Origin of the sequence: Sulfodiicoccus acidiphilus (genome assembly GCF_003967175.1) — an archaeon.
In the GTDB taxonomy this organism is placed as follows: Archaea; Thermoproteota; Thermoprotei_A; order Sulfolobales; family Sulfolobaceae; genus Sulfodiicoccus; species Sulfodiicoccus acidiphilus.
In genome coordinates this window covers 1,744,779-1,758,859 of the sequence record NZ_AP018553.1, presented here as the reverse complement: position 1 = coordinate 1,758,859, position 14,081 = coordinate 1,744,779, and the positions used below count along the sequence as shown (strand labels likewise).

Here is a 14,081-nt window from a genome sequence, read left to right as displayed (position 1 = left end):
CCGCTAAGGGTTTCGGAGGGCCGCTACGTACTTGGAGAGCTCCTCTCCCGTTGGAGTGCCTCTGGCCAGCTCAACCAAGTTTTCCGCTAGCCTGGAGGAGATCCTTAAGCCGAACCTCCTCGATTCCTGGGCCCTCTCCGCCCTGTCCTCCCCAGGGACGTACACTTTGACCCCCTGAATTTCCTTGATCCTCCGAACGTATCTGGACACCGCAGCGCTCAACTCCTCCCTTCCCACGAAGGCGGCCGGGTCTATCGAAATGGCCAAGAACCCGGAGTTCCACCCACCCGGAGTCGACCAAGTCTTCACGTCGGGTCCCACCGCGGCACCTATTAACGCTCCTGCGAGCACGTCGACTACGAAGGCCAGCCCGAAGCCCTTGTGCCCTCCCACGGGAAGGAGTGAGCCCAACATCGCCTCCTTGGGATCTCTTGTGGGCCTGCCCTCCCCATCCACTGCCCAACCCTCCCCTATCTCCTTTCCTTCGAAGAGGGCCTCCCTCACCTTCCCTAGAGCGACGACAGAGAGTGCCATGTCCAGTGTGACTGGGCCGGCCGAGCTTGGGACGCTCACGCTCAACGGGTTGTTCCCCACCGCCCTCCTCCTTCCCCCTACTGGTACCATGAGTGGCTCTGTGTTGTTCATGGCAACTCCTATCATTCCCCGCCTCGCAGCTCTCTCAGTGACGAACTCCAACATGCCGGTGTGGTGCAGCCTCACGGCGCCCACGCACCCCACCCCGTACTTTGACGCGAGAGTCACGGCCATCTCCATCGCCTCTACGGCAACGTAGTGACCGAACCCCATGTGACCGTCGAGAACCGCTGTCGCTACTCCCTCCTTAAGCACAGTTGGACGCCCGGCGGGGTTGAGCGATCCCTTCCTCACCTCCTCCACATAGGCTCCTAGCCTCATCAGCCCGTGGGAGTGAACTCCCTTCTCTTCAGCCTCAACGAGGCTGTCAGCCACGATTGACGCTACGTCGGACGGTGTCCCGAGCTGGATCAGCAACTCGGTCACCACTTTCCTCAATAGGTCCGCCCCGACGACGATTTCCCCCACACGAAACAGGTTAACCCTCCTCCTAATAACTCCAGACTAAAATATCTGAACTCGTTATTAATAATTAAAATTTAAATTCTAACAGGTAATTAGAAGCTAAGGGTGATAGGGTGAGAAGGCACGTGGCCACGGTGTTCGTGGTCCTGATGTCCTTCATCGCCTACATGGACAGGGAGAACTTAGCGATAGTAGCAACCACCATCGAGAAGCTGTTCCACCTCAACCTCGTGGAGATAGGGGCGATCTCCTCAATCTTCTTCCTCAGCTACGCTGCAATGCAGATCCCAGGAGGCATATTGGCGGAGAGGGTGGGCCCCAGAAAGACGATGACCGCCGCCATGACGTGGTGGAGCGCGTTCACCATGCTCACCACGTTAGGTTTCAACTACATCTCGTTCCTCCTAATAAGGTTCCTCTTCGGTTTCGGGGAGGGTCCACTGTTTCCTTCTGCAACTAACCTCTACTCCAGGTGGCTCAAGAAGGGCGAGATCACCCTCGCGACTAGCTTGGAGTTCGTGGGTATTGCCCTAGGCGCCTTGGTGGGAGTCGTGGCAGCCACCGTCATACTCCTTTCCCTGGGGTGGCAGTGGGTGTTCATAATTTTCGGAATAATTGGGCTCCTCATAACGCTGGGGTACTACGTTGTGATGCGAGACATGCCGGAGGAAGCCAGGTGGGTGGGGGAGAAAGAGGTGGAGAGCGTGAAGAGCAGCTACAACAACCCGGAGGAGAGGGCCAGGAACCTGAAGCAAAATGCCCCGTGGGGAAGACTGTTGAGGTCGGGGAGGTTCTGGGCCTACGGCTGGACCCACGGCACTTTCGACTCCCTCCTCTACATGAACCTCACTCTCCTCCCTCTTTACTTGGAGGAGGTGAGAGGGTTCTCAAAGAGTTCCATAGGCCTCGTGGGTACCCTCCCCTGGGTGCTCTTCATAGTGGGTCTCCTCATATTCGGTCCCCTCATGGACAGGGCGATAGTGAGAGGTGCCTCACTGCAGCGAACGTACGCAATTCCGTCCGGTGTGGGCCTACTTGTATCTGGGGCGTTCGTTTTGCTGGGGGCTGTGGCCGTTTCCCCCGCCTTGGCGGTGGCGTTCCTATCGCTCGCCATGTTCTTCGCCACCATACATCAAGCTAGCTGGTCCATAGCCAACAGGATGGGTGGGAAGTACTCGGGTAGCTACTCGGCCTGGTTCAACCTCTGGGGGAACGCTCTAGGAGGATCCATGCCGCTCATCATAACCTTCGTCGCCTCGGCGGTGAGCTGGGTGGCGGCCCTCACGATCCTCGCCGTAGTCGTGTTCAGTGGAGGGGCGGCGTGGTTCTTCGTGAAGCCCGATAGGTCGTTCGTACCAGAGCTCATACCGTCCTACACTCCACCTAAGCCCGCGGCCCAGGTCGGGGGTCCCAAAGCGAGTTGAGTTTTTTCTATTTTTTGTTCCAGTTGGTAGTTAGTGGCCCCTATCATAAACTGTGTGGAACGTTGGCCCGGGATTGGTGGGGAAAATCGCGTCTGGACAGGGAGAGTCCAGGCGGGTTCCCTTAGCCCCTCAATGGGATCGACTTAACTCACTATTCGGGGCCTTGCGGAGCTTCCCACGGCCCCACTTAGCTAGTCTGACGGTGAACTGGCAACCATGGCGTGACTTCCGCGTCCGACTCGAAGTCTAGGTACGTCTGTGCACTACGTAGGGTTCGAGCAGGTTGATGTTACTTAGGAAGACTTTCTTCTTATTTTCGTTGAGGAACGGGTTCTTTTTCGCCCGCACTAAGATTTCTCCTCCAGACGTCACTAGTCCCACAGGCGTCAACTTCAGCACCTTCTCGAACCTGTGGTCTCTCGGCTTCTCAGGAACGAGAATGTAGACCTCGTCGCAAACTCCTCCTTCCTCGATGGGGGAGCCACCGTACCTCACGTTCGGGTTCAGTAGATCCAGCATGGCCTCCCCGAGCGCTGCGTAGAGGTTCTGTAGCTCCCCGTCCCTCTTGGCCTCGTAGCAGGTGACTCGCGACCCGCTCACCTCAACGAGGTCCAGGTCCGGAATCGAGACGAATACCGGTGACTGAGGGGAGGTAGGGTTACCGGTCCAGAGTCCATCGTAGACGTTTACGCTCTGTTTGACTCCCTTCAGGACCAAGTCCGGCCTATCCCTTTGAATCGCGACTCGCATGAAGTCGGATATCACTCTGTCCTCACTTCTGCTCGGGGAAGTCCCGACTTCCAGCCTATTCACCAGGGAACAGTCCTCGCTCAAGGTCCTCAGGAACTGAAGCACCTCGTCTTCACTTTCGTCGAGCGTAGGGTTTCCACTCCCGGCCCATATCAGGTTCTCCCCCTTGAAGAGGTGGAGGGACTCGGAGAGGATCACGTAACCGCTCCTGGTCTTAAATTTCCTCCTCGGAGTAGACGCGTACGGGGCGCGAATCACTCCCGCCTTCGCTAAGGCCTCGGTGTTCCTAGTCACTAGGGAGTTCCTACTCAGGTAGGAGTTGTAGAAGTCCCCTCCCTCCTTATCCTGCTTAACTTCGAAGTGGATCCCGCACCTCTCCTCGACTTTCTCGAGATAGGAGATGACCTTCTGGTCGTAGGCCACGTACTTTTCGTCTGCGAAGGTAGAACGAAAGTAAAGCAGTAGGAAGGACACTGGCTCACTAATGGGGAGAACTTAAATCTGTTTCTCTCCTCGCTTAAGTGGAGGTCCTCTCCGAGCGCGTCTCCTCACCGAGATCGGTCGTAGGCGATTTGGCCTCGCCGGTTGTGCGTTAACGGGAGGCCCTTCCCCGACGGGAGGGGTTTCTGGTAAAAGCCTTGCTGACCTAGAGGAACCACCGGAATCCACCTTGTTTCTAGTGTAGGGTGCCGACAGAGACGAGGATTACGTAGTCGTTAGTCGGCTCGATCGACGTTCGTCCCCAAGCTTAGCGTTCAACGGTGCTGGAGTCCCAGCGGACCGTGTCGAACGCCCTCACCTCGGCCATTACGGCCCTCATGTCCGCCACCTCGGCCGGAGGCGCCTTGGATCGCGGACTGAAGGACTTCCACGTTCTCCCGGCGACCTCCAAGACCTGTCCGTGAAGGGGAATCCACTAATCCGAAGTGGGGCGCTCTTCTGACCTCCCCTTGAAAGGGTTCGTCCTTTTACGTGACTCGATCCGAAGAGAGTTCACGTACTTCCTACCGCTTTCGTACCGTCCATTGTCCCGCGTCGAGAGCTCGCGTCCCACGGCCTCGGCCATTGCTATGTAAATTGGTATGTAAAAGGGAGTCGTACACGGTAATTCCATCCCTAATGGAGATCCCCTAATGGAGATCTCCACTCACCAGCCTCGCGACCTCTCCGTACCTCCCCTCACGTTCCTCGACTTCCCCTTGATCACTTTCACCGCTTCCTCTTTCTCGAATCCATTTATCCTACTCACAACACACCTCTCGATCTCCTCGTTCCACCTAACGTCGTACTTTCCCTTCCTCCCGTAGACGCTTACCTATTCTTACACTGTACACGACCTCCACACATGAACGGACGTCTACCGGAAACGTATACTTTACCTCCCAGTGGGAGACCAGGTCCCCGACGCCAAGTTCACAGGATTTGGGGTCGCACTATCCCAAAACAAGGTAGAGTGAAAGCAGAGTCGTGAAGAGAATGATCGGGGCCGTCAGCAGGCCCACCTTCACGTAGTACTTGGCGGATATTGGGACTCCGTGTTTTCTCTGAACCGTATAGAGCCGCAGGAGGGTGGCCGGAGACCCTATCGGGGTGAACTTGGGGCCTATGTCGTTTCCGATCACGTTGGTGTAAATCAGGAAGCTGGAGTGGACGCGGTTTATGGCGAGCGCGTTGATCATCACCGAGGGCATGTTGTTCATGATAGCAGCTAGGAGGGCAGAAAGGAATCCCGAGAGCATAAACGCCGCTGGCCTGGGGAGGGCGCTAAGGTCGACGTAGGCCGACTCCAGAACCCCTGTCAGACCCTCCCTTCCCATCCCGAAGACCACGATGTACAATCCCAAGGAAAACAACACTACCTGCCACGTGGCGCCCTCAACAATGGACCTCACGTCCACTCCCCTACGCCACCCCAGGGCGAGGAGGGCGAGAACTGAGGGAACGGCAACGAACGCCACGGGTAAGTTTACGACGCTGGTAACCGAGTAGGCGAGTATAACGAAGGCTATGAAGGGAACAACCACCTTCACAAGGAAGCCGTCCCTCACTTAGACTTCCTCACCCCCGATCAAGTAACTCCCCTTCAATTCCCTACCGTAGAGCAGGAAGACCACCCCTATCGTGGTGAGCGTGGAGACAACGTAGGGCAGGAACGTCACGCGAGCGTGGGACAGGAAGGAAATGTGAAAGTAGGTCGCCGACACTACGTTAACTAGGTTACTCACCACGAAGGGGACGCTGGCAGCGTCAGCCATGAGTTCGGTGGCTAAGAGGAAGGGTACTTTCTCCTCTACTCCGTTCTTTTGCAGGAAGTGAACGACGATGGGAGTGACAACTAGGGCAGCTCCGTCGTTGGCGAACACCGCTGCTATCCCCGACTCCAAGAGCATGAGCAAGATCACGAACCTCCAAAGGCTCCCCGAGCAGCCCTGGAGATCCTAGACGCGGCGTACTCGAAGAAGCCGGCCTCGTCGAACACCAGAGTCGAGACTATCACCGCGACGAACGTGAATGTCGCGTTCCACGTTATGTTCCACACTTCCTCCACCGTTCCCAGGGTCGAGATGCCCAAAACTATAGCCAGAAGGGCACCGAAGAGCGCCGAGTACCCTATTGGCAACTTCCTCGGCCTCACTGTGACCAGGAAGAGCGTCAGGGAGAAGACGGCGATGGAGATAAGCGAAGATCAGGTCTCGCACCTGGATCCCAGAGCCCTGAAGTTGGAGACCTCTTCCCTCGTGTCTGGAAGGAGGCTGAGCACCTGGGTAACTACCTCGGGGAGGTTGTCGCTGAGCCTGTAGTAGCTCCACTGGCCCCTCTTCGTCAAGGTCACTAGACAGAACGCCCTTAACTTAGAGAGGTGCTGAGATATGTTGGACTGGGATCCCGGCACCAGTTCCTCCAGCTCGCACACGCAGAGCTCGTCCGCCTTGAGGAGGGAGAGTATCCTCAGCCTAGCCCTGTCGGATAGCACGCCGAGAAGGGAAGCAACCTCCTCGTAGTCCTGGGTCATATCAGCGTATGCTCATATACTGATCAAAAAGTTACCCCCGGGTGTGGACGACGGAAAGCTAACGCCGCTGAGGTGAAGACCTGTAATATACCTATAGGTGCGGGAGTTGCGTCTAACCGAAAGCTCACAGGAAGTGGTGTTTCTTGATTTCCTTTCCACAGTTGCCGCAATGCTTGGTCCCCGGTGGGTTCACGTAACCACAGTGGGGGCAGGTAACTCCGTTTTGTTGAATCTGATAGGGATCGGGCTGAGTTTGGTATTGTTGCGGTTGGTACGCGGGCGGCTGATACTGGATCTGAGGTGGTTGGTAGCTCGCCTGGGAGAACTCATTACCACAGACTAGACAGTACTGAGAGTCGTCGGGCAACTCCGCCTCGCACATGGAACACTTCTTCATGGGGTTTTGTTACATACCATATATATAAACTTGATCACCCATTTGATATTTCCACCTCCAAGGAGTGGTGGCGTTTTGTTTCCGACGGGAATAGCTCAGGAGAAATCGAAAGCCCTTCCAAGCCCAAAGGTGCAGAAGAGTTGTTCGAGTGCAAAATTTAGCTTGTCCCTCTAAGTTTATGTCCGTCCTTCTCCCCTCTTTCAATGGTCAGCGAACGCGACGAAGGCACGTCCCCGTCCGCTCCACCCGTCAGCCCTTAACAGAATACCGTCGATCGTTGGGTACCTCCTCGTCGTTGAACGGTTTAAGTGAACGCGGACGTCGATGGGACTCGCGGATTAGGAAGTTGGGGCCTCTCCTTCGTGGGCGAGGACGCGAACGAAAAGCGCATACACCCTGGGTGGACGCCGAAGGAATTTTAACTCCCCAACCTAGAGGAACTAGTGTCGTCCACGACTAACTTCAAGTCCAGCGAGGCAGTCCTCCTAGTGTGGGACGTCCAGAGGGGACTCGTGAAGAGAGTGTTCAACGAGGAAGAGTTCCTCAAGTCTCTCCGCTCAGCCATCACATGGGCCAGGGAGAGGAAGGTACCTGTCATCTACACGAAGATCACTCCCTTCCCCAAGGGGTTCGACCCACCTCACTTCACGAGGAGGATGCAGTTCTCACAGGAGGAACTCGAGCTCCAAGTATCGCCCGGGGAGGGCGACGTAGTGATCAATAAGAACACTTGGAGCGCCTTCGTGGGTACCAACTTGGAGCTCCTGCTGAGGAACTCGGGGAGGAGGGTGATCCTGATCGCCGGGATCTCCACGGAGGTGGGCGTTGAGACGACCGCGAGGCACGCCTACGCTCTGGGATTCCTCCCGGTGGTGTTAGAGGACGCGGTCTCCTCATTTAACAGGGACGCTCACGATAGGTCCCTGGCCAACCTGAAGTCGCTCCTGCCAGTGATCAGGACTGCAGATCTCGACTCCATTTCGTGAGATACGGTACATTTTTAAATTAGATAACATCAAACAAGCCGTGGAGTACAGGATATTAGGTTACGACATGCAACACGTTAGGGTGTACTTGGGCCAGGGGGAGTCGGTCTACGGTGAGGGAGGACACTTGGTGTCCAAGGAGCCCTCGGTGCAACTCAAGACCACCGCCAAGGGAGGACTACTCTCCTCCTTGGAGAGAGACGTGACAGGAGGGGGTTTCTTCGTGGTGGAGCTAAGTGGCCCAGGGATGGCCGAGTTCTCGAGCTACTTCCCAGGTAGGGTCGTACCCATCCAGGTCAGCTCGGGGCTGAACGTGGAACACACGTCTTTTCTGTTCGCTGAGAATTCGGTTCAATACACCGCGAAGCTCGGGAAGTTCTGGGCTGGGATATTGGGTGGAGAGGGTGTACTGCTGGCCCACTTCTCGGGGCAGGGCAAGGTGTTCGTGCATGCCAGGGGAGGGGTGTCCACGTTCAACCTGTCCCAAGGACAGTCCGTCCAGGTCGAAGCGGGCCACCTCCTGGCCTTCGACGACGGCATGAACTACGGGATAGAGAGGGTGGGAGGCCTAAAGTCCATGTTGTTCTCTGGGGAGGGGCTGTTCCTGGTGAAGATCGACGGACCGGGGAGGGTGTGGGTACACAACGTCTCCGTCTCCCAGTTTGCCCACACCCTCTACAGACAGGCGCCGCCTCCCACTGGCGGAGGAGGAGGACAGGGCGTAACAATAAATTTGTGAAGCCAGCTCCCCTTTTTGTGACCGAAGGAAGTGACGTTATTTCTCAATTGAGGGCTTCCGCCACCTCAACCGTATTCCTCGCCGCTTAGTCCGGTCCCCACCTCGTGGCGTTGCTTAAATAAGCTCCCGTGTCCACAAGGAGAGCTCCCGTGCCACTTGCCTTTTCCCCACGACGTCGAATGGGCTAGGGGATATTACGAATCCATGTCCCACCACGAAGGCACGGTACACCCTCTAGAGGGCTTGTGGACTTTCGCATTTTCCCTGCAATATTCCCTCGAAGAACTTGAGGAGCGTTCGGAAGTTCGGTAGCCGAAGCTTCGGTGCCGTTGGTGAAGACGTACACACCGGTCCCCTCAAGCCCTCCAGGTTGGCGGAGGCAGGAAAGGACTTCGATAACCTGCTCCCATCCTGACGTCCCCTCTTAGGCCGTACTTGTCCCGTACAGCCCTCAAGGACATCTACTTCGTCGAAGTTCGTCCATCTTCACGTCGAGGCTAAGCCCTCCACCTACGCCTCTACAACTTCCCCCTCCACTCCTTAAGGGCCTCCTGGAGGACTCGATCCCGCTGGGCCTCGAGGAGGGTACCGTAGGGTGGTGAGGTCGATCCATCACCCACGTTGAAGCCTACAAGTTCGAAATGAGAAGGTGGGGGGGGAAGTCAGTCGGCTTTACCCAACTTCACTCTCCGTGGGGGATAAGAGTCTTAACTTAGACTAGCCACCCACTCTCGTGAGGTTGGGCATCGTCTACGAGAGGTTCATGGCTCCGGGGTTCGGTGGCGGAGGAGCTGTACACTCGGTGGAGGTGACGAAGAGGCTAGCCAAGTGGTTCGACGTGGTTTACGTACCTCCTTCCCCCGTGTTCAGGAGGACTAGGGAGGAGTTACTGAACGCAGCTAAGAGAGTTGAAGCCCTCGGGATACCTGTGGTGGAGGACTTCTACTCCATCTTGGATGGGAAGAGAACGCGTGAGGCTAACGACCCGCGAGGACTCTCTAAACTGTACAACTTCAAGGTCGACTTCCTCTACGAGCCCGACCACACGTCGTGGGACATCTTCTTCCTGAAAGAGAAGAGCAGGAGGGGAATCGGGGTGACGTTCCACGAACCCCCTTATTACGCGGACTCCTTGAACTACCTGAGGAGGTTAATCAAGTTCCTCTGGGTGAACCCGAGGACGGGGAAGGGTTTCCACACCAGGTTCCTCTACAACGAACTAGTGGCGAAGAGGAAGGGGAGGGGGATCCTAGGGCGGAACCCTCCAGAGTTGCTCGCTGCAGTGAGCGAAGGGACCTTAGAAATGTCGAGACTTAGAGGCGAGGTGCTCAGGCCGGGCAACGCATTCGACAGTTCACTTAGCTCGCTCAGGGGGAGGGGAAGGAGGACTACGTCATGTTCTACTCGAGGCTCAACAGGGACAAGGGGATCCACGAGGTCCCGGAGGTAATGAGGTTGATAAACGGACGTAAAAGGACTAAGCTAGTTGTGGCGGGGAGGTTCTTCGACTCGTGGAACAGGGACGTCTTCTGGAGGAAGGTCAGAAAGTACGACCTCGAAGTCGAGTACATGGGGTTCGCAGAAAGGGATAGGCTGTATGAAGCCCTCTCTAAGGCCAAGGTCCTCATCTATCCATCTCACGTGGACGGCTTCTCCCTAGTTGTGCTGGAATCGTTGGCAGTCGGAACCCCCGTAGTGGCATACGACATCCCAGGCCCTCTCTCAGTCTACGGTGGGCTACCTGCGGTGAAGTTCGTGAGGGAGTTCGACGTGAAGGGGATGGCCGAGGAGGCGTTGAAGTTGATGGAGTCCAGGGAGGAGGTTACGTCCGACCCGAAGACGTTGGCTTTCCTGGAGGAACACTCTTCGTGGGACAACGTGGCCGTCGCCGTCAAGAAACTCATTCTCAAGCACGTGGGAGACGAGAAGATCTAAGGGCCTGCGTCACTCGACTCGCTGGCGTCACTGGACGTCTGTGAAAACGAGACGGAGGAGACCCTAGAGGAGGTCCAGACGACCTTTCGACAGGAAGGAGAAGCCTTAAGGAGAAGTTGTGGAAGCGAACTCCAGAAGGTGGCGGACTTCGATCTGTCATGCGACTCACGCGAGAGGACCGGGGTGGCGACTCGTCTTTCAACACCGGGGACACCGTCAGGGGGGCGAGGTAGTTTGCTGACGTACTGATGTCCTGGGATATTGGGGAAGCTCGAACGCCGAGTGAGGTTCGACGTCCTGTTGGTGACGAATCTGTGGAGTCTCGAGGAGGCACCATAGTCAGGGGACCTGAAGTCCAAAGGGCAACTGAAGCGCGTTTCCACTATAGCGAAGTGCGTCGAAAAGTTTTCTTCCGTGGACGGTTGAGTTCGCGTCGTTAGACTGGGATGCCCTTAAGAGGAGGAAGGAACTTTCCCCGAGCCGAACGGGAAAACCATGTTCCCCTGAAAGTCGAACTGGTTACTAGGGACTTCAGGCGTCTACGGCACTCCTCGACTTTTCCATCGACTCTGGGGAGGCGGGAAGTTCCTCTCCTCGAAAACTGTGGCCCATCGGAGACGAGTGGGAATCCACCAAGTTAGGACGATCTGTCGGGCCTCTACCGCGGCATGTTACTTGACTTCGCTCAGCCACATTTTCACTTCCCACTTTCCTCCCTCCAACATTTTGGCCTTGCCCCGTACTCGAGGCACCTAAACCTCGGAGATGATCTGAAACCCGTAACAAGTGCCGAGTCGAGGACCTCCTAACTCCCCTGAGCCTCCGGTGGGGCCTCAACCAGTAAATTGACGGTGCGAGCACCCAGTGAGGAACCCCTCGTCGAGGAAGAAGTTACGTACGGTAGGAAAAGCCTCAACCCACGAGCGACTCTCCTCCGACAGCTCGAGGGTGCGAGCAACTTCGGTAGACGAACCCGTCCTCTCAGAGAGATGAGTCGAGCGAAGAAACGTTAACTTTGGAAGGGTGACTTTAGGAAGAATCGGCTAAACCGCTATCTCCTCCAGCTTCTTTCCCGTGGACCTGGGCCCCAGTAGGGCTAAGTCGAGGGACACGATTGCTATGAGTAACCACGCGAACTCGAACACTGCCAGCGCTCCGTGGGGTAGTATAAACGCACTTATGAGCAGTAGGAGTAGGGAGGTAGATATCCTGCTCCAGGCGTAGACGAACCCCGCCGCCGTCGTCCTTATCCTAGTGGGGAATATCTCGGCCTGGTACTGGTGGAAGAAGTTAGAGAAGTTCCAGAGGAGGAAGGCCGTTATGAAGCCCAGGACGACCGCTGCAGCTAAAGTGTTAACGACTGCGAAGAGGGTCCCGAACACCCCGGCGAGGACGGCCGTTATTATGATCCCCCACTTCCTCTCGACTTTATAATGTTTGGGGTTCAAAGGGGGCGGAAAACCTCGCCTCTTTGAGGTGGGGATGGATAGCCCCCTTTGTAGAAATGTTTTTCAACCTACCCTTAAATATTCTATTAATGCCCAGCGTAGGGTTTCGTTTCCGTGCATACACTGACGGACAAACAATCAGGGCGTTGAAGGCCCAGTTGAAGTTAGCGTGTGAGGTGTACAACACCCTACGCTGGGCGGACCTCTACTTCTACCAAAGGGATGGGAAAGGTCTCACTCAAACGGAGTTGAGACAACTAGCCCTCGACTTGAGGAAGCAGGACAAGGACTACCAACAGATTTACTCGCAAGTAGTACAACAGGCCGCAGACCGTTATTACGAGGCTAGGGATAGGTTCTTCAAAGGTCTAGCACGTTTCCCTAAGGAGAAGAAAAGGCACAAGTACTACTCCCTCGTCTACCCACAAAGCGGGTGGAAGGTAGTAGAAACCAGGGAGGTAAGGACTGAGAGTAGGAAGAACAAGAAGAAACTAGTGACGTTAAGGCTGTCGAACCTCGGTGTGTTCAAGGTCGTCGTGCATAGGGACTTCCCACTGGACAAGGTCAAACGAGTAGTAGTTAAGCTAACGCGTTCAGAGAGGATTTACATCTCCTTTGTAGTTGAGGGTGTCGAGTTCCCTCAACCGGAGAAAACGAACAAAGTAGTGGCAATAGACGTCGGGATAGAGAAATTGTTAACCACAAGTGACGGATACTTCTTTCCTAATTTGAAACCTTATGAGAAGGCGTTGGCAAAGTTAAGGGAACTCCACAAAGCTCTCTCTAGAAAGAAGTTCTTATCCCGCAACTGGTTCAAAGCTAAGGTCAAGCTCGCTAGGGCTTACGAACACCTCAAGAACCTAAGGCAGGATCTGTACATGAAGCTAGGTAGGTGGTTTGCTAAGCACTACGACGTCGTAGTAATGGAGGACATAGACGTTAAACAACTGGTTGGCAAGTCGGAGAGGAAGATGAAGATGAGGTTGCATGACGTCGCTTTTCACGAGCTGAAGAGAACCTTGGAGTACCAACTAGGAAAATACGGTAAACGGGCGACGTTGGTAAATCCAGCGTATACTTCTAAGACGTGTGCTACGTGCGGGTACGTGAAGAAGGACCTGACTTTGTACGACCGTGTGTTCGTCTGTCCTGAGTGTGGGTGGGTCGCTGACCGCGACTACAACGCTTCTTTGAACATACTTAGGAACGCGGGGTGGGAGTCACCCTCAGTGCCTGTGGAGCTCCGCCCTCTACCAGTACTTCCGTACTGGCAAGGTGGGGTTATGAAGCAGGAAGCTCCGCCCTTTAGGGCGGGGTAGCTCACCTATTATGAAAACGTTCGCAACGCTACCCACGAAGAAGCCAGAATATATGACGGCCGCGTACCCCAGGGGATTGTGGAGAGGGTACTTGGAGATTATCAAACTTGGCGCGAAGGTGGTGAAGCCGTAGAATATACCACACTTGAAATATCTGAAAAATGGTCATCATTACGGTCCTCGTCCTCACGTCCTTGGCGAACAGGTCCCTGAACTTCGTGGGCTTCTCGTTGAGGTCGGTCTTACTCACTACCGGGGGAGTTCCCGTAACCCCCTCTCCCTCATCACCCTCTCCTCTATTTCCCTCGTTATCTTGTCCGCCTCCTCGTACCTACCGTGCACCTCAAGCCACCGGGGAGACTCGGTGAGCCTCAGCCTTATGGCCCAGACCGCGAACCCCGCGGCCCCCATCAACCAGAGCGGTATCCTGAAGGAGTAGAACCCAACGCCGTTACTGAGGGGACCTATCCCCGAGTCAGCGACGTAATGTATACTATGAACGGCGCCGCGGTAACGGCGATCGTGTATATTAGCGCCAGCCTCCCTCCCCTCTGCTTTCCCCTGAAGATCTCGGACCCGTAACTGTCCACTAAGGGAAACTCCCCACCGACCCCTATCCCCCCAATGAATACGAAAGCCGCCACCAGTTGCCAAATTGGCATGAAGCCTGCGATCAACATTCCTGCCCCGAAGATTAGCTGGTTGTAGAGGAAGACAGACCTCCTCCCCCTCTTATCCGCAATCCAGCCAAACAGGAGTGAGCCGACGAATTCACCGGCGAAGAAAGGTGTGGGAACAGCGTAGGCCGCCAGCGCCCCTTGAGACCGTAGTACGCTGAGAGCAAGGCGAGGATGGCCCCGTTACCCAAGAGCATGAGGGACTCGGCCCACTCCCCAGCAGACAACATCAGTAGGAAGTTCCTGTGGAACTTACTGAAGGGCAGCCTCTCCAACCTATCCGCGACGCTCCCCTCGTACCTCTTAGTTTGAGCCATTAGTTTTCGATATCTTC

16 protein-coding genes and 1 pseudogene are annotated in these 14,081 nt (G+C 55.8%); 7 read left to right on the top strand and 10 right to left on the bottom strand.

Going from position 1 to position 14,081, the window contains the following annotated elements:
* Positions 1–3: 3 nt before the first annotated feature.
* Entirely contained in the window at positions 4–1,062 is a 1,059-nt protein-coding gene (locus HS1genome_RS09010) for an Ldh family oxidoreductase (protein ID WP_158613773.1), read from the bottom strand.
* Between the two features lie 110 nt (positions 1,063–1,172).
* Here HS1genome_RS09010 and HS1genome_RS09005 point away from each other — a divergent pair, with 110 nt between their 5' ends.
* Positions 1,173–2,483 (top strand): MFS transporter, encoded by a 1,311-nt coding sequence (locus HS1genome_RS09005; RefSeq protein WP_126450604.1) that lies wholly within the window; start codon positions 1,173–1,175, stop codon positions 2,481–2,483.
* A gap of 246 nt (positions 2,484–2,729) precedes the next feature.
* Here the strand turns inward: HS1genome_RS09005 and HS1genome_RS09000 are convergent, their stop codons facing one another.
* From HS1genome_RS09000 to HS1genome_RS08975, 5 genes and pseudogenes are all read right to left on the bottom strand, one after another.
* On the bottom strand, positions 2,730–3,707 hold the full coding sequence (locus HS1genome_RS09000) for a hypothetical protein (protein ID WP_126450602.1): 978 nt from the start codon (positions 3,705–3,707) through the stop codon (positions 2,730–2,732).
* Between the two features lie 274 nt (positions 3,708–3,981).
* The gene (locus HS1genome_RS12090) at positions 3,982–4,125 is read right to left on the bottom strand and encodes a hypothetical protein (protein WP_158613772.1); all 144 of its coding nucleotides are present in this window, start codon (positions 4,123–4,125) and stop codon (positions 3,982–3,984) included.
* A 541-nt stretch (positions 4,126–4,666) separates the two neighbouring features.
* Positions 4,667–5,847 (bottom strand): annotated as a pseudogene (locus HS1genome_RS12815) (ArsB/NhaD family transporter).
* A gap of 72 nt (positions 5,848–5,919) precedes the next feature.
* Positions 5,920–6,246: an ArsR/SmtB family transcription factor gene (locus HS1genome_RS08980; RefSeq protein ID WP_126450594.1), complete on the bottom strand. Its 327-nt coding sequence runs from the start codon at positions 6,244–6,246 to the stop codon at positions 5,920–5,922.
* 124 nt (positions 6,247–6,370) lie between these two features.
* Complete coding sequence (locus tag HS1genome_RS08975) at positions 6,371–6,643, bottom strand: double zinc ribbon domain-containing protein (protein ID WP_126450592.1); 273 nt, start codon at positions 6,641–6,643, stop codon at positions 6,371–6,373.
* Positions 6,644–7,086: 443 nt separating this feature from the next.
* Between HS1genome_RS08975 and HS1genome_RS08970 the strand changes: the two genes are divergently transcribed.
* From HS1genome_RS08970 to HS1genome_RS12805, 5 genes are all read left to right on the top strand, one after another.
* Positions 7,087–7,629, top strand: a complete 543-nt coding sequence (locus HS1genome_RS08970) for a cysteine hydrolase family protein (protein WP_126450590.1) — start codon at positions 7,087–7,089, stop codon at positions 7,627–7,629.
* 40 nt (positions 7,630–7,669) lie between these two features.
* Complete coding sequence (locus tag HS1genome_RS08965) at positions 7,670–8,368, top strand: TIGR00266 family protein (protein WP_229768215.1); 699 nt, start codon at positions 7,670–7,672, stop codon at positions 8,366–8,368.
* Positions 8,369–8,654: 286 nt separating this feature from the next.
* On the top strand, positions 8,655–8,783 hold the full coding sequence (locus tag HS1genome_RS13085; protein WP_268243615.1) for a hypothetical protein: 129 nt from the start codon (positions 8,655–8,657) through the stop codon (positions 8,781–8,783).
* Positions 8,784–9,101: 318 nt separating this feature from the next.
* Positions 9,102–9,818, top strand: a complete 717-nt coding sequence (locus HS1genome_RS12810; protein WP_232018750.1) for a hypothetical protein — start codon at positions 9,102–9,104, stop codon at positions 9,816–9,818.
* Entirely contained in the window at positions 9,764–10,303 is a 540-nt protein-coding gene (locus HS1genome_RS12805) for a glycosyltransferase (protein ID WP_232018749.1), read from the top strand. The genes HS1genome_RS12810 and HS1genome_RS12805 overlap by 55 nt, the downstream gene beginning before the upstream one ends.
* Before the next feature lie 1,043 nt (positions 10,304–11,346).
* Here the strand turns inward: HS1genome_RS12805 and HS1genome_RS08955 are convergent.
* Complete coding sequence (locus tag HS1genome_RS08955; RefSeq protein ID WP_126450588.1) at positions 11,347–11,751, bottom strand: MFS transporter; 405 nt, start codon at positions 11,749–11,751, stop codon at positions 11,347–11,349.
* 89 nt (positions 11,752–11,840) lie between these two features.
* Here HS1genome_RS08955 and HS1genome_RS08950 point away from each other — a divergent pair, with 89 nt between their 5' ends.
* Positions 11,841–13,070: an RNA-guided endonuclease InsQ/TnpB family protein gene (locus tag HS1genome_RS08950; RefSeq protein WP_126450586.1), complete on the top strand. Its 1,230-nt coding sequence runs from the start codon at positions 11,841–11,843 to the stop codon at positions 13,068–13,070.
* A gap of 249 nt (positions 13,071–13,319) precedes the next feature.
* On the opposite strand, the gene HS1genome_RS11910 is transcribed toward HS1genome_RS08950, so the two are convergent.
* The 3 genes from HS1genome_RS11910 to HS1genome_RS08940 are packed head-to-tail and all read right to left on the bottom strand — an operon-like array spanning position 13,320 to position 14,064.
* Complete coding sequence (locus tag HS1genome_RS11910) at positions 13,320–13,481, bottom strand: sugar porter family MFS transporter (protein ID WP_145986055.1); 162 nt, start codon at positions 13,479–13,481, stop codon at positions 13,320–13,322.
* A 53-nt stretch (positions 13,482–13,534) separates the two neighbouring features.
* Positions 13,535–13,813: an MFS transporter gene (locus HS1genome_RS08945; protein ID WP_232018810.1), complete on the bottom strand. Its 279-nt coding sequence runs from the start codon at positions 13,811–13,813 to the stop codon at positions 13,535–13,537.
* On the bottom strand, positions 13,765–14,064 hold the full coding sequence (locus tag HS1genome_RS08940; protein WP_126450582.1) for a hypothetical protein: 300 nt from the start codon (positions 14,062–14,064) through the stop codon (positions 13,765–13,767). Before HS1genome_RS08940 ends, HS1genome_RS08945 begins: the two co-directional genes overlap by 49 nt.
* Between the last annotated feature and the right edge of the window lie 17 nt (positions 14,065–14,081).